A 13,592-nucleotide genomic window follows, 5' to 3' on the forward strand; every position below is an offset into this window, starting at 1 on the left:
TCAGGCTGGTTGTTTTTGGCGTTGAATGGCAGTCGTTAAATGCGAAAAATTAAATACCTTTTTAGTTGCTGTTGCTTTATCAAAGGCAACTACGGGTAATGTACTGTTTGTTAGTTCGGCCAATGCATTCCACAATGTTTGCTGGCTGGTTAATGTAATGGCAGCATCGTTTTCAGCTACCGGCAAATCATTCCAGATGTCTATTAAACGCAGGGATTGCCATTCTAATTGAAACAACTGCTGCTGTAAAAACTGTTTTACAAAATCATTCGCCGGTTGAAATAATAATTCAGTTGGTGTTGCTAATTGTTGTATGCAGCCTTTGTCCATCAAACCAATTATATTGCCCAGTTCAAAAGCTTCCTGCACATCATGTGTAACAAGAATGATGGTTTTCTTTTTTAATTCATCTAATTCTTTTAACTCCTTTCTTACCGCTGTACGCGTGAGCGGATCTAAAGCACCAAAAGGTTCGTCCATTAAGAGTATGGGTGGGTTAGCAGCTAATGCCCTTGCCAGGCCTACGCGTTGCATTTGCCCGCCACTTAATTGCGATGGATATACATGGCGATATTTCGCCGGTGACAACTGTAATTTATGTAGTAATTCATCTGTTCTTTGTTCGATTCTTCCCTTATTCCATTTCAATAACCTGGGTACAATGGCAATATTTTCGGCTACGGTGTAATGTGGAAACAAACCATAACCTTGTAATACATAACCAATGCTTCTTCGTAGTATTTCTGGCGGCTGCGAAAGAATATTTTTACCATTAATAAAGATGCTGCCGGAGGTAGGTTCAATCAGCCGGTTAATCATGCGTAGCGTAGTGGTTTTGCCCGAGCCGCTGGTGCCCAGCAATACCAATGTTTGCCCTGCATGTACAGTAAAAGACACATTACTTACCGCAACTGTTTGCTGATACTTTTTAGTAAGCTGCTGCACTTCAATCATCGTGTTTTAGTCATTGCATGAATACATTGATTACAAATGATACAGATAAAAACATCTGTAAAATTTAAATTCACTTTTTGTTACAGGTTTACTATATAACTACTTCCAACGAATGTTAAAAGCTTAAAATTTTTTGTGCTTATTTATACAATCTGTAAGTAGTTTTCTTGTAATTCCACCTTTACTCCTTTCCAGCAACCAATCCGGTTTTTTATTTCCTTAGCTACTTCTTTCGGTTTGGGATAATGCCATGCCGCATTTTTATTGATTGTGTCATTTACCTGCAGTGTATAATAGGAAGCCAATCCTTTCAACAAACAGGTAGTATGTGTATCAGAAAGTTGCAAATATTCCTTATTTACCGCGTCCGGTGGAAAATAATGATTATTTTCTACTACAATCGTATCGTTACTTTCTGCAATTACCTGATTGTTCCAGATTGCTTTCATAGATTTTATTGTATGCTATGCTAATGTATTTGAAGTTTTTTGCATTAACAGACTAAATCTATTACATTCCTGTTCTTTACAGTAATAAAATCTATTTGTCAGATTATTCGTAATATTCTGCAGATTTTAGCCTATCGCTTTTTTAGCCACGCTTTTACCAACTCCACATCACTTTTGTGCCATGTAAAAAAATCCTTTACGCTTAAGTTATACTCCTTTTTAAACTGTACTAAATAATAACCAAGATGTACTGCATAGCCAACAGTACTTACAATTGCTGCTGCAATAATACCATATACCGGAACAAACAAATAATCGCCTGCGAGCACTACAATTAATGCCAGCAATGCGGCATACATGCTCACCCGCACATTGCCTTTACCCGAAAAAAAAGAACCCAATATTACCAGTACCGATACACAAAAAATGCCTGGCAACAGCAACAACATTGGCATCTGCATTTTATTGAAGGTAGCACCAAACACAAAAGGAAACAACCATCCGCCCACCAAAGCAACACCAATCATCAGGAATAAAAAAACAATAGAAAATAACCGCGCCAGCAGCATAATAGTTTCACTTACCAGTGCTCTGTTTTCGCCCGAAGACATTTGCGGCCATACCGCACTGGCAATGATTTGCGGGATAATGATCAGCATTTGTCCCAGCTTAGATACCTGCATATAATTACCTAAATCAGTATCGGTGCACACCGGGCTGGCATGCACAAAATAATAATCTACGCGATATACAAAAAAAAACAGCACATTAGAAGCCAGTACCTGCAGGGAATAGTAGTAAAACCGTTTTGTCTCTGCCCAGCGGGGCAATTGAAATTGTTGCCAGCTTTTATGTTGCAATATATAAGCAATTATTACTGCTACACCTTGCAATGGAAACATGCAAAAATAAACATCGGTTATTAACTTGCCATCGTGCCGTTGTGTGTAAATAATGCTTGCTACAACAGCAAATGAAATATTAATAACAGCGAGTATAACATTAGGCAGTAAAAAATTGCCATGCGCATAAAAGAGATTGCAAGCATAATTGGTAAGCATCAATCCTACGATGAAACAAAAAGCATATACTGCTACATCCAATCCTTCAAACAAGCTGTTGATAGCATGGTGCCCTATAAAAAAAATAAAGAGAAAACAAAGTATGATCATCAAAGTCCACAGCAGGCAAAGCCATAATATTTTATTAGCCTGGATGGTTTTAGATGCAATAAAATAAGTTATGCCACCTTCGAGGCAGCAACCGGCAATGAGATGAATGAGTGCAAAAGTGTTGGAGATGAAATAAATCTTACCCACGCCATCGGCATGCAAATAGTGCGATAAAACTACATTCACCAAAAACAAAGTAGCGAAGTACAAGCCGCGCCATACAATGCTTTGAGTAAGTAATTTCTTAAAATTCATGCAGCAAATGTTAGGAATTAAAGTGGATTATAAATACATGCAGCAGCAGGATTTTCAAACATAAATAGATATACTGCAAAGGTGCAGGAGCTTGAACCGGGATTTGGGGAGATTTGGCTGATTAACCTGATAGAAGGGCTTATTTTCTCTGTGCTACCCTGTGAAATTACATACAAATATCTGTGGTTAAACAAACACGTGCTCGCACAAAAAACCTATGTATATTCTTCAGTTGCAGTGTCCATGTGATTCTGCGAATGTGACACAAGGGAAGTTCCATAGCAGCACAGCAGTCAGTCACATAAAAATAAACATGCAGGTGGCATCATTGTTTTATCAGGCTATCTTTGCCCATCTTAAATTACGCGATATGAATTACCGTATAGAAAAAGACACGATGGGCGAAGTGCAGGTGCCCGCCGATGTATATTGGGGTGCACAAACGCAACGCAGCATCGAAAATTTTAAGATTGCGCAGGACATCAATAAAATGCCAAAGGAAATTATTAAAGCGTTTGCTTATCTCAAAAAAGCGGCTGCATTAACCAATCTTGAACTCGGCGTACTCTCGCAGGAAAAAGCCGATGCCATCGCACAGGTTTGTGATGAAATACTGGAAGGAAAACTGGATGATCAGTTTCCATTGGTAGTATGGCAAACGGGCAGCGGTACGCAAAGCAATATGAATGCGAATGAAGTAATTGCTTATCGTGCACACGTATTGCATGGCGGTGCATTGACCGATAAAGACAAGTTCCTGCATCCGAATGATGATGTGAATAAATCGCAATCGAGCAATGATACCTTTCCTACCGCGATGCACATTGCAGCGTATAAAATGCTGGTAGAAACAACCATTCCCGGCATTGAAAAACTACGTGATACACTGGCAAAAAAAAGTAGTGAATTTATGCACGTGGTGAAGATTGGCCGCACGCACTTTATGGATGCCACGCCGCTCACGCTCGGGCAGGAATTCAGCGGCTATGTATCGCAGTTGAATCATGGGTTAAAAGCCATTAAAAATTCGCTGCCACACCTAAGCGAATTAGCGTTGGGTGGCACGGCGGTGGGCACTGGCATTAATACACCAAAAGGTTATGCTGCTTTGGTAGCCAAACACATTGCACAACTCACCGGACTGTCGTTTATAACTGCCGAAAATAAGTTTGAAGCGTTGGCTGCTCACGATGCAATAGTAGAGGCACATGGCGCATTGAAAACAGTAGCTGTAAGCCTGATGAAAATTGCGAATGATATCCGTATGCTATCGAGCGGTCCCCGTAGTGGTATTGGCGAAATATTTATTCCGGATAACGAACCTGGTTCTTCTATCATGCCCGGCAAGGTAAATCCCACCCAATGCGAGGCATTAACGATGATTGTCGCGCAAGTATTGGGCAATGACGTTGCTATAAATGTAGGCGGCTCCATGGGGCATTTTGAACTGAATGTATTTAAGCCGGTGATTATTTATAACTTTTTACACAGTGCCCGCTTAGTTGGCGATGGTTGCGTAAGCTTTAATGATAAATGCGCCGCAGGTATAGAACCGATCGAAGCCAACATTAAAAAACACGTGGATAACAGCCTGATGCTGGTAACAGCATTGAACCCAAAAATTGGCTATTACAAAGCTGCCGAAATTGCACAAAAGGCGCACAAGCAAGGCACTACACTCAAAGAAATGGCAGTGCAGCTTGGTTATCTCACACCCGAAGAATTTGACCAGTGGGTAGTGCCGGCAAATATGGTGGGCGATTTGAACCAGTAAAATTTTAAACCCTTTTTAAGGTACAGGCAATTTTATTTTACGGGCAACGTTAATAGGTTCATACGCATCTTTTATTTACCACAACTATTCATTATGAAGCGTTTATTGTTGTTCGGATTTCTTTTTATTCTGATCACTTCGGTTATCATGTCGTGCCAGAAAGAATTAAGTTATGAGGCAGACCAAAGCACCGGACACGGTACATTGTATGATACTGCCAACTCATGCCAACCCATGGTTCCGAATGGTACTTATTACAATGGTGTATCTGCCAGCAGGGATACCAATTATGTAAAAGTGGTAGTTACCATTACGCAAACAGGCACTTACGAATTAAACACGGGTTTGAAGAACGGTTTTGGATTTAGTGATAGCGGCTATTTTGCCAAATTGGGTGTAGATACGCTTTTGTTGCATGCTTATGGTACACCTATCCTGAACGTTCCGACAGATTTTACACTCACGCTGGATAGTTCTACCTGCGGCTTTACCATTAATGTGCAGGACAGCACCGGTACGGGCCTAGGCGGAGATGCCGGTGGTGTGATTGTAGGTGATAGCAGTTTTGTAGATCCGGCTCCGGCTGCTACCAACACGTGGCATTTTACCGATTCAACCTCCAATCAAACCTATAGCGGCATTTTTGATGTTACCAACATTAATGATCCCCAAGGCGGTTTTTTGCAGAATGATACATTATTTGTAGTTGGTCAGTCCAGCACAACTGATACGCTGTTTGGATTAAAATTGGTAGTACCAGCTCAAAATATTGTTCCGGGTACAATATATCCTGTTACTGCAAACAATATTGTTGGCTTGCAAATAGTAACAGATCCCAACAACCCGGTAGTAATATATGGTGCTAATGATCAAACTGCAGCATCCGGTGCTCCCAACGGTAATTCTTACATAACAATCACCAGCTACAGCAACGGTCAGTTAGCCGGTTCATTTCACGTTTATGCACAACGGTCCGATGGTATCCTTGTGCTGATAGCGGGTTCGTTTGATTGTACCGTCCGATAACGTAGCTTACAACATATTGTACAACAACAAATGCCACTTTTAAGTGGCATTTGTTGTTGTATGGAACGAACACCAGGGCTACTATGCGGCGGCTGGTATAACCTTTGGCACTACAAGCGCCAATCACTCACTGCTACACCTTTGCTCACTTTAGCAAGACTTACAACCTTACACTTCAGTTGCATATTTTAACAAGCACATGCTAAACTATTCACACACCTTTACTTCTTATTAAAAATTATGCACAGCAATGCTATAATGAAGGCTTGTTTGCATTTTTGTAACAATACTTTTTTTATTCTGCCGTTACATTTGTAAAGTATGGCTTCCACAATTACACATCAGGAGTTTGAAAGACAAAAAAATTTAAAAGCATTGGGCTTAACAATAGCCGTATGCGCTATTCTTTTCTTGTTGATGTTTTTGATTAGCTGGACACTGCCAGCGCCCGAGCAACCTGTTGCGGACGAAGGCATCGAAGTAAACCTCGGCAACAGTGATGTAGGAATGGGCAATATTGCGCCGGAAATACCCGGCGAAATGAGCAATAGCGATGAAACCACTATTCAATCGCCCAAAACAGCCTCCGCGCAGGCCGAACCTGAAGAGGCGAAAGAAGTAGCCGAAAACAACGACAACGATGTACCGGTTATTCATACATCACCCAAGCCCGAAAAAAAGCCGGCACCGGCAGCAGAATTACCTAAAGCAAAGAAAACCACCACACAACCGGTAGTTGCTGCCACGCCCAAGCCTCCCGCACCAAAGGCGGTTTACAAGGGCGGAACCTCAGCAAATAATTCCGGTGGTAATGGCGGCGACACATACAATGGCGTGCGTAATCAGGGCATCGCCGGCGGTAATGGTGATCAGGGCAATCCCAATGGTAATCCTAACTCCGATAGTTATACGGGTAATGGAGGTACGGGTAAAAGTGGCGTAAGCATCCGTAGTGGTTTGAGTGGCAGAAGATTTACACACCTGCCTTCTTTTACAGATGATTTCAACCAAAACGCAAAGGTAGCGGTAGACATCACTGTAAACAGCAGTGGCAATGTAATTCAGGCAATGGTAAACCCGCGCGGCACCACCACTACTAATCAGAACATCAGAAGTATTGCTGTTACCAAAGCCCGTCAGCTAAAACTCAACAGCAGTACTGCCGAAGAACAAACCGGCACCATCGTTTTCGATTTCAGGTTGCGTGGATAAGCTCTAATAGTTGCATCTTTGCGAACATGAATTATCAGCAAACTATTGCTTATTTATATCATCAGTTGCCACTATTCAGCCGGTTGGGTGCTACAGCTATCAAAAAAGATTTAACCAATACGGTACAAATTTGCGAAGCGCTGGGCAACCCACAACAGCAGTTTACATCCATTCATGTTGCCGGTACTAATGGCAAAGGCTCGGTAAGCCACATGCTTGCAGCCATATTGCAAACAGCAGGCTACAAAACGGGCTTATATACTTCACCACATTTAAAAGATTTCAGGGAAAGAATTAAAGTAAACGGGCAACTGTGCGAAGAAGATTTCGTGGTACAATTCACAGAAAAAGTAAAGCCGTTAATTGAAAGTATTCAACCATCTTTTTTTGAAATTACGGTAGCAATGGCTTTTGAATATTTTGCCCGGCAACAGGTGGATATTGCCATAATTGAAACCGGCCTCGGCGGAAGGTTGGACAGTACAAATGTTATTCAGCCCATACTCAGTATTATCACCAATATCAGCTATGACCACATGAATATTCTGGGCAATACCTTGCCCGAAATTGCTTTTGAAAAAGCAGGCATTATCAAGCAAAATACGCCGGTAGTAATTGGTGAAGTTGTTAGTGAAACCAAGGCTGTTTTTGATACAATGGCTGCGCAAAAAGCTGCACCCATCCTATATGCTGAAGACCAAAGATTTATCACTGAATTTACTTATCAGCATCATCAATTGAAACTAACCGTAGCAGACAAGAAAACGGATGAACATAATACCTATTTACTTGATCTGCCAGGTATCTATCAACGAAAAAATCTTCTTACTGTTTTAGAAGCAGTTCATCAGTTACAATTGCAAGGCTTTTCTATCACACACCAACACGTTGCAACGGCTTTGCAGCATGTAAAAAAATTAACCGGCTTGCATGGCCGCTGGGAAGTGGTTCATCAGCAGCCTGCCGTTATTGTGGATGTGGCGCATAATGAAGATGGTATGAAGCAGCTGGCAGCACAATTAGAACTGGCAACCTACCGTCAGTTATATATCGTTGTTGGTATGGTAAAAGATAAAGAGATAAGTAAATCATTATCTTACTTACCCAAAACCGCGCATTACTGTTTTACCAAAGCACAAACGCCGCGCGCTTTGCCCGAAGAAGAATTGCAGGCTATTGCAGCTTCCTTAGGCTTGCATGGTGCAACGTATCCAAACGTTAATGCAGCCTTACAGGAAGTGCTGACTCATGCGCATAAAGATGATTTAGTACTGGTTTGCGGCAGCGTATTTCTAGTAGCAGAAGTAGAGTTGTAATACGTAATAAATATTACTTTCTTTGGATCAATTGCACCAACGCCGCCTCAATGGTGGAATAAGAAAATGAAAAGCCACTCTGCAATATTTTATCAGCATTTACGGTTGTACTTTTAAGTACTTCCACACTCATTTCGCCAAGCGTCAGTTGGAGTGCAAATGCCGGAATATGTATGGGTAAATAAGCATTGCCACGCATCTTTTTTGCCAGCGCAAGCGTGAGTTCTTTATTAGTTACAGGCGCTGGTGCCACTGCATTATACACGCCATTCATTTTTTCGTTTTGTATGGCGGCAAGATACATGCGACAAATGTCTTCAATATGTATCCAGCTTACTACCTGGCTGCCACTGCCCAATATAGCTGCAATACCTGCTTTTAAAGGCTTTTTAAATTCTGCCAAAGCACCGCCTTCGTTACTTAATACAATACCCGTGCGCAGCTTAATCAATCGCTTGCCAAGCATTCTCACAGGCTCTATGCTTTCTTCCCAAAGACGGCAGGTTTCGCCCAAAAAATCATTGGAAGAAAGTTCATCTTCAGTAAAGCCATTTTTGCGTGAAGTATAACTATCTGGCCCATAACAGCCAATAGCAGAGGAAGCTACAACGGCAGTGATATGGTTATCGGTTTCGGATAAAGCTTTTACCAGTAAAGCGCTGCTCTTTGTACGGCTCTCTACAATTTCTTTTTTTCTGGCTTTTGTCCAGCGCCTATCTGCTACGCCCGCACCAGTAAGATGAATGATGTAGTCTGCTTTTGCAATGGCTGTTGTATCTATCTCACCGGTGTGTATATTCCAATGTGCAATGGAAGGGTTGCTTTGCATATTGCTATCTTGCCGGCTATGGCTGAAAATGATAACATTATATCCTTTTTTAATGAGCAACGCAGTGAGCTGCTTTCCTATCAATCCTGTACCACCTGTGATGATGACTGTTTTCATGTTAATGCTTAAAATAAAGCTAAGCAGTAAAATTAAAGGTAACTACTTCTTCTCTTAAGATAATTGAGATAATAGTTATTGTTTAATGCCTGCTTTATATAACGGTATTTCATCTGGCATTGTTTTTAATCCACTTCCATAAAAACAAAAATGAGATACAATAAAAGATTTTCGTGGTGGCAGTTAGCATTTGCATCTGTTGTGGTTTCTGCAATTGGTGGACTATCGTCGGGAAAACCCAATAGCCAAGAAAGAAAATTATATGAAAAAGAACTAAAACAAGCTCCATGGGCGCCACCGGGCTGGTTGTTTGCACCGGCATGGACAATCAACAATTTTTTTCTCTTAAAAGCGTTAGAGCAACTACTACACCGTAAGGATATTGATAAAAAGAAAAAGCTATTGATTGAACAGGCAATCATCTGGATCATTTTCTTTTCATTCAACTATATCTATTTCAACAGGAAAAGTACGGTGCTTGCTGCTTTATGGACCATAACTGATGCAGCACTTGCAACCAGCAGTTTTATTATCAGCAGAAAAAGTAATAAGAGCTTCTCATTACTCTATTTACCGCTGCTTGGCTGGACCTCTTTTGCCAGTACAATAGCCATTTATCAGGCATTAAAAAACAATGATCCTGTACTTCATTTCAACCCGTGAAAGCTGCATTAATAGATAAAATTATACAATAACAGAACAGGCGCTTTGGTAGATTCACAAACAGTTATACTAACTAAAGAGCCCGCTCTGTTATCAACAATATATTCCGCCTTTAGCGGTGTCCTTCGCGGGCAAATAATCTGCTGTTGGTGGGGAACATCAACGGCGGCGAGAACGCTAAATAATTATAATGCCGGCAAGAACATCAAAGAAGATAAATACCTTACCACAAAAAATAAGCCTTGCATTACCCTGCAAGGCTTAATAATCTAACAAATTTTAATGAAAATATTGCTTATCCACCTCCCATCATTTCCGTGCCGGCAGGAGCACCTGACGGCGCATTGCGGCGCTTGAATAAGGAAGCATCAAACTTTCCAAAACGATAATTAATGTTAAGCCGCACCACCTGCGGGTCTCTGCGGCGGGTTGCAATTTGCGAAAAGTATTCGGTAGGCGAAAAATACGATTCAGAATAGGTTTTAAAGCGTTGCGTACGTGCAAAGTCGTTGATGCTAAGTGTAATGGAAGCACCGCTGCCACCTTTCCAGTTCCAGTCTTTGCGTATCGCTGCATCAAAGCTGTATTGCGGATAAATATAGCCCTGTGCCGAGGTCATGGGTGGAGGTCCCCAACCACGACCGCCCGAGCCTTCGTTGCGTGCGCTACCCGAAGAAGCCGGCAATACTGTTTTAGACTGATAATTGCCGGAGAGTTGTATAGAAAAACCTGCAGGCAGTTTGATGTTGTTGTTTAGCTTGGCAAACCAGCTCCAGCGCTCTACCGTTACATCATTCGTTAGGTTGCTGCCATTAATTTTGGAGTTAAACAAATTGATATTGGCAGTCATGTCCCAAACTTTTGCCAGCAAAATTTTGTTGGTAAATTCCAGTCCGTAAGTACTGCTGCTATTGGTATTTACAAACGTGCTGAAATAAACGCTATCTGCTTTATTAATTGTTTTATCCGGGTTCAATCCGCGGTAAATATAGTTGGTGATGAGATTATCGGAATGTTTATAATAAACTGAAATGAGCAGGTTGGCACCTTTTGTATAAGCATTGCTGTAATTCACTTCAAAAGCATTGGTAAACTCAGGTTTTAGTGCCGGATTACCAACAGAAAGGTTCAGCGGATCGGTATTATCTATAAACGGCAGCAACTGGAAAAAGTTGGGGCGGTTGATACGCCGTGAGTAATTCGCCTGCATATCCTGTTTATCGCTCAACCGGAACGTAAGGAATGCACTTGGGAAAAGGCTGATTGGATAGCTCACTTTAAACCCGGAATCTTTGCCCAGCAAAGTGCCGTTGTAGTTAGAGCTTTCAGCCCGCAAACCAACCTGATAGCTGAAGTTCTTTAGCTTCATGCTATAAGTAGCATAACCTGCATACACCTGGTCGGTGTATTTGTAGCGGCTACTAATGTTGGCAAGCGTTACATACCCTTTTACACTCGTATCATAGTATTCCTGTATGTTCTCGTTTTCGTAATTGCGGATAGCACCTCTCACGCCGGCTTCTATTTTTATTTTGTCCGTTACCGGATTTTCGTAATCGCTTTGTACCGTTACAAATCTGTTATACCCACCACCACCAATGCGTTGCAGGTAAGGCGTATATTTCTGGGCACCATCGGGTGCAAAATAGCGCGTATCGTAGTTGCCATCGCTGTTGCTGTTGCTATAATTGTAATTAACATCGGCAGTAAGGTCGTGACCATCTTTTGCAAAATTGTGTTTATACCCCAGTTGCGCGCCTGTGTTATGAAAGCTTCTTTTTGTAATGGCATCGCGGAGGCTTTTGGTAGTAAATGCGTCACTTACCACACTATCAATAGTCTGGTTTTCAGCGTTATTAAAATTGCCATTTACATAACTGCCCGAAACGGTGAGCGTATTTCTGTTATCGATAAAATAGTCAAATCCGCCTCGCACAAAGGCAAACGAACCATTCATCGTACCATCGCTGTACTGATGAATATTATCCGCTGTGCCATTGATATAATTGTTTCTCAAGACATCTGTGGTAGAAGAAGATTTGCGCTGGTTTACGTTTCCACTTAGGAAAAAATTCACCTTATTCTGGCGGGCATTGATATCGAAACCGCCGTTCATTCTTCCTCTCGAATCGGCACCTACACGTATATTACCATTGTAGCCTATCTTTTTATTTTTCTTCAATACAATATTCAATATACCGGCATTACCACCCGAAGCATCGTACTTGGCAGAAGGATTGGTGATCAGTTCTACCTTGTCAATAATGTCTGCGGGTATCTGGTCGAGCGTTAAGGTTGTCGGGCGACCATCCACAAATATGGTTGGTGCGGCATTGCGCAGCGTTACATTGCCATCAATATCCACGTTTAAAGATGGTATTTGCTTCATTACTTCGGTAGCTGTTTGTCCGGTAGTAACGATGTTTTTATCCACATTAAATACTCTTCTGTCCACGCCCATTTCAAAAAATGGTTTGGCACTCGTAGTAACGGTAACACCGGCCAAATTGGTTTCAGAAGGTTCGAGTTTGATGTTGCCCAAGTCCTTATCGAAGGAGCCGGCTGAAAAAGAAACTTTATCTGTAAAATCGGTGTACCCGATGTTGGATACATGCAGTGTAAAATTGCCGCGAACCGGCAGTTTGTCGAGGTTAAAATCGCCGTTAGGCTCCGTAAGTACAGTAGCTACGGGCATGTCGTGCGTTTTACCCGTACTGTCTTTCCGGGAAGCAATCAGCAATACGGTAGCGCCATTTAAACCTTTATTGGTTTTGGCATCCACTACTTTACCAAAAAAATGTCCGTTATTAGCCATAGGCGCAAAGTTGCCTCTGGGTTGCCCGCCGCCCGGAGGCTGCGCAATGGAAAGCAGGCAGGAAAGGGATAAGAAGAGTAATAAAAGGTATTTCATACAGGGTTTCTTTATAGTGATTACTTATATAACTTTAGCCATCATACAAGAATCACCGCAAAGTTTGAGCAACGGATAATGCTGTATGAAAGTTTTCGGCTATACCCTGCTTAGTTTAGGCAATCCGTGTTAAGAAAATCTGAATGCCGCCGGTAACGAAGCCGATAAGCGCACCGAAAAACGCTATTTTGTTCAATTCGCTTCGCAATGCATATTTAACTTTATTGATATCAATAGCTTCCAGCCTGTTTGCAACTATTTTATCTATCGCTATTGCCGACGTTGCATTGGATAAATATTGATTGATAATGGTTGGAAAAAGTTCTTTCAATTCGGCCATAAATATGGCTTTCATATCTGCCACTAATTTGTCGCTGATGAACATAGTGAGCATAGGCATGGCAGCAGGCAATTTCACCCGTAAAAAGTGGTCAATGTGCTCTTCGGCAACAGGCAGTATTTTTTCAATCGCTTCTTTGCTGGTGAGTTTGGCCGCTATCTCATCGAACGAAAAACCGGCAGCCACGTAACTCCCTGCCTGCATTGCTAACGTTTTTTGCTGCGCCTGCAAACGTTTGAAGAATAAACTGATTCCTAAACGGCTTATCAGCCAGCCGGTGAAGGCTGAAATAATGGGTAATAAGTATAACAAAGTATTTGTCATAAATAATTGCATTCAGTAAAAAAGCCTTGCAAATATTGTATTTACAAGGCTTTTACTATGTGTGGGAGACTGATGGGGGTCGAACCCACGACCTTCGGAACCACAATCCGACGCTCTAACCAACTGAGCTACAATCTCCGTACAAGGGCTGCAAATGTAAAATGATTTTGCTGTAAAACAAATGATTTGTTGCTAAAAATTTCTTTTAAACCGTGGAGGCATTACGTTATAGAAAGGTATTCTGATGTTT

General features: G+C 41.6%; 11 protein-coding genes and 1 tRNA gene. 5 read left to right on the top strand and 7 right to left on the bottom strand.

Features of this window, described 5'->3' with window-relative positions:
* The 3 genes from FC093_RS15890 to FC093_RS15900 all read right to left on the bottom strand — a co-directional run bounded on the left by FC093_RS15890 (position 1) and on the right by FC093_RS15900 (position 2,830).
* Positions 1-954 carry an ABC transporter ATP-binding protein gene (locus tag FC093_RS15890; protein WP_137262793.1) on the bottom strand — a complete coding sequence of 318 codons (954 nt, stop codon included), beginning with the start codon at positions 952-954 and terminating at the stop codon, positions 1-3.
* 143 nt (positions 955-1,097) lie between these two features.
* Positions 1,098-1,403: a DUF427 domain-containing protein gene (locus tag FC093_RS15895; protein WP_137262794.1), complete on the bottom strand. Its 306-nt coding sequence runs from the start codon at positions 1,401-1,403 to the stop codon at positions 1,098-1,100.
* A gap of 131 nt (positions 1,404-1,534) precedes the next feature.
* A complete protein-coding gene (locus FC093_RS15900) occupies positions 1,535-2,830 on the bottom strand; it encodes a lipopolysaccharide biosynthesis protein (protein ID WP_137262795.1) in 1,296 nt (431 codons plus the stop codon).
* A 370-nt stretch (positions 2,831-3,200) separates the two neighbouring features.
* Between FC093_RS15900 and fumC the strand changes: the two genes are divergently transcribed.
* From fumC to FC093_RS15920, 4 genes are all read left to right on the top strand, one after another.
* Positions 3,201-4,604 carry a class II fumarate hydratase gene (fumC, locus tag FC093_RS15905; RefSeq protein ID WP_137262796.1) on the top strand — a complete coding sequence of 468 codons (1,404 nt, stop codon included), beginning with the start codon at positions 3,201-3,203 and terminating at the stop codon, positions 4,602-4,604.
* A 93-nt stretch (positions 4,605-4,697) separates the two neighbouring features.
* Positions 4,698-5,630, top strand: a complete 933-nt coding sequence (locus FC093_RS15910) for a hypothetical protein (protein WP_137262797.1) — start codon at positions 4,698-4,700, stop codon at positions 5,628-5,630.
* Positions 5,631-5,951: 321 nt separating this feature from the next.
* Positions 5,952-6,842, top strand: coding sequence for a hypothetical protein (locus FC093_RS15915; RefSeq protein ID WP_137262798.1), 891 nt, complete (start codon positions 5,952-5,954; stop codon positions 6,840-6,842).
* A gap of 26 nt (positions 6,843-6,868) precedes the next feature.
* Positions 6,869-8,158: a bifunctional folylpolyglutamate synthase/dihydrofolate synthase gene (locus tag FC093_RS15920; protein WP_137262799.1), complete on the top strand. Its 1,290-nt coding sequence runs from the start codon at positions 6,869-6,871 to the stop codon at positions 8,156-8,158.
* A gap of 13 nt (positions 8,159-8,171) precedes the next feature.
* On the opposite strand, the gene FC093_RS15925 is transcribed toward FC093_RS15920, so the two are convergent.
* Positions 8,172-9,104 (bottom strand): TIGR01777 family oxidoreductase, encoded by a 933-nt coding sequence (locus FC093_RS15925; protein ID WP_137262800.1) that lies wholly within the window; start codon positions 9,102-9,104, stop codon positions 8,172-8,174.
* Between the two features lie 150 nt (positions 9,105-9,254).
* On the opposite strand from FC093_RS15925, the gene FC093_RS15930 reads away from it, so the two are divergent.
* Positions 9,255-9,767: a TspO/MBR family protein gene (locus FC093_RS15930; protein ID WP_137262801.1), complete on the top strand. Its 513-nt coding sequence runs from the start codon at positions 9,255-9,257 to the stop codon at positions 9,765-9,767.
* Between the two features lie 295 nt (positions 9,768-10,062).
* Here the strand turns inward: FC093_RS15930 and FC093_RS15935 are convergent, their stop codons facing one another.
* The 3 genes from FC093_RS15935 to FC093_RS15945 form a co-directional block, all read right to left on the bottom strand.
* Positions 10,063-12,678 (bottom strand): TonB-dependent receptor domain-containing protein, encoded by a 2,616-nt coding sequence (locus FC093_RS15935; RefSeq protein ID WP_240743329.1) that lies wholly within the window; start codon positions 12,676-12,678, stop codon positions 10,063-10,065.
* Positions 12,679-12,793: 115 nt separating this feature from the next.
* Entirely contained in the window at positions 12,794-13,342 is a 549-nt protein-coding gene (locus FC093_RS15940) for a hypothetical protein (protein ID WP_137262802.1), read from the bottom strand.
* A gap of 64 nt (positions 13,343-13,406) precedes the next feature.
* A tRNA-His gene (locus FC093_RS15945) sits at positions 13,407-13,480 on the bottom strand.
* Positions 13,481-13,592: the final 112 nt, after the last annotated feature.

This window comes from Ilyomonas limi (genome assembly GCF_005233845.1).
GTDB classification, from domain to species: Bacteria; Bacteroidota; Bacteroidia; order Chitinophagales; family Chitinophagaceae; genus Ilyomonas; species Ilyomonas limi.

Coding starts and splice junctions, on each gene's coding strand:
- FC093_RS15890 (WP_137262793.1), bottom strand. CDS start 954: ATGATTGAAGTGCAGCAGCTTACTAAAAAGTATCAGCAAACAGTTGCG.
- FC093_RS15930 (WP_137262801.1), top strand. CDS start 9,255: ATGAGATACAATAAAAGATTTTCGTGGTGGCAGTTAGCATTTGCATCT.
- FC093_RS15900 (WP_137262795.1), bottom strand. CDS start 2,830: ATGAATTTTAAGAAATTACTTACTCAAAGCATTGTATGGCGCGGCTTG.
- FC093_RS15940 (WP_137262802.1), bottom strand. CDS start 13,342: ATGACAAATACTTTGTTATACTTATTACCCATTATTTCAGCCTTCACC.
- FC093_RS15925 (WP_137262800.1), bottom strand. CDS start 9,104: ATGAAAACAGTCATCATCACAGGTGGTACAGGATTGATAGGAAAGCAG.
- FC093_RS15895 (WP_137262794.1), bottom strand. CDS start 1,403: ATGAAAGCAATCTGGAACAATCAGGTAATTGCAGAAAGTAACGATACG.
- FC093_RS15910 (WP_137262797.1), top strand. CDS start 4,698: ATGAAGCGTTTATTGTTGTTCGGATTTCTTTTTATTCTGATCACTTCG.
- FC093_RS15920 (WP_137262799.1), top strand. CDS start 6,869: ATGAATTATCAGCAAACTATTGCTTATTTATATCATCAGTTGCCACTA.
- FC093_RS15935 (WP_240743329.1), bottom strand. CDS start 12,678: ATGAAATACCTTTTATTACTCTTCTTATCCCTTTCCTGCCTGCTTTCC.
- fumC (WP_137262796.1), top strand. CDS start 3,201: ATGAATTACCGTATAGAAAAAGACACGATGGGCGAAGTGCAGGTGCCC.
- FC093_RS15915 (WP_137262798.1), top strand. CDS start 5,952: ATGGCTTCCACAATTACACATCAGGAGTTTGAAAGACAAAAAAATTTA.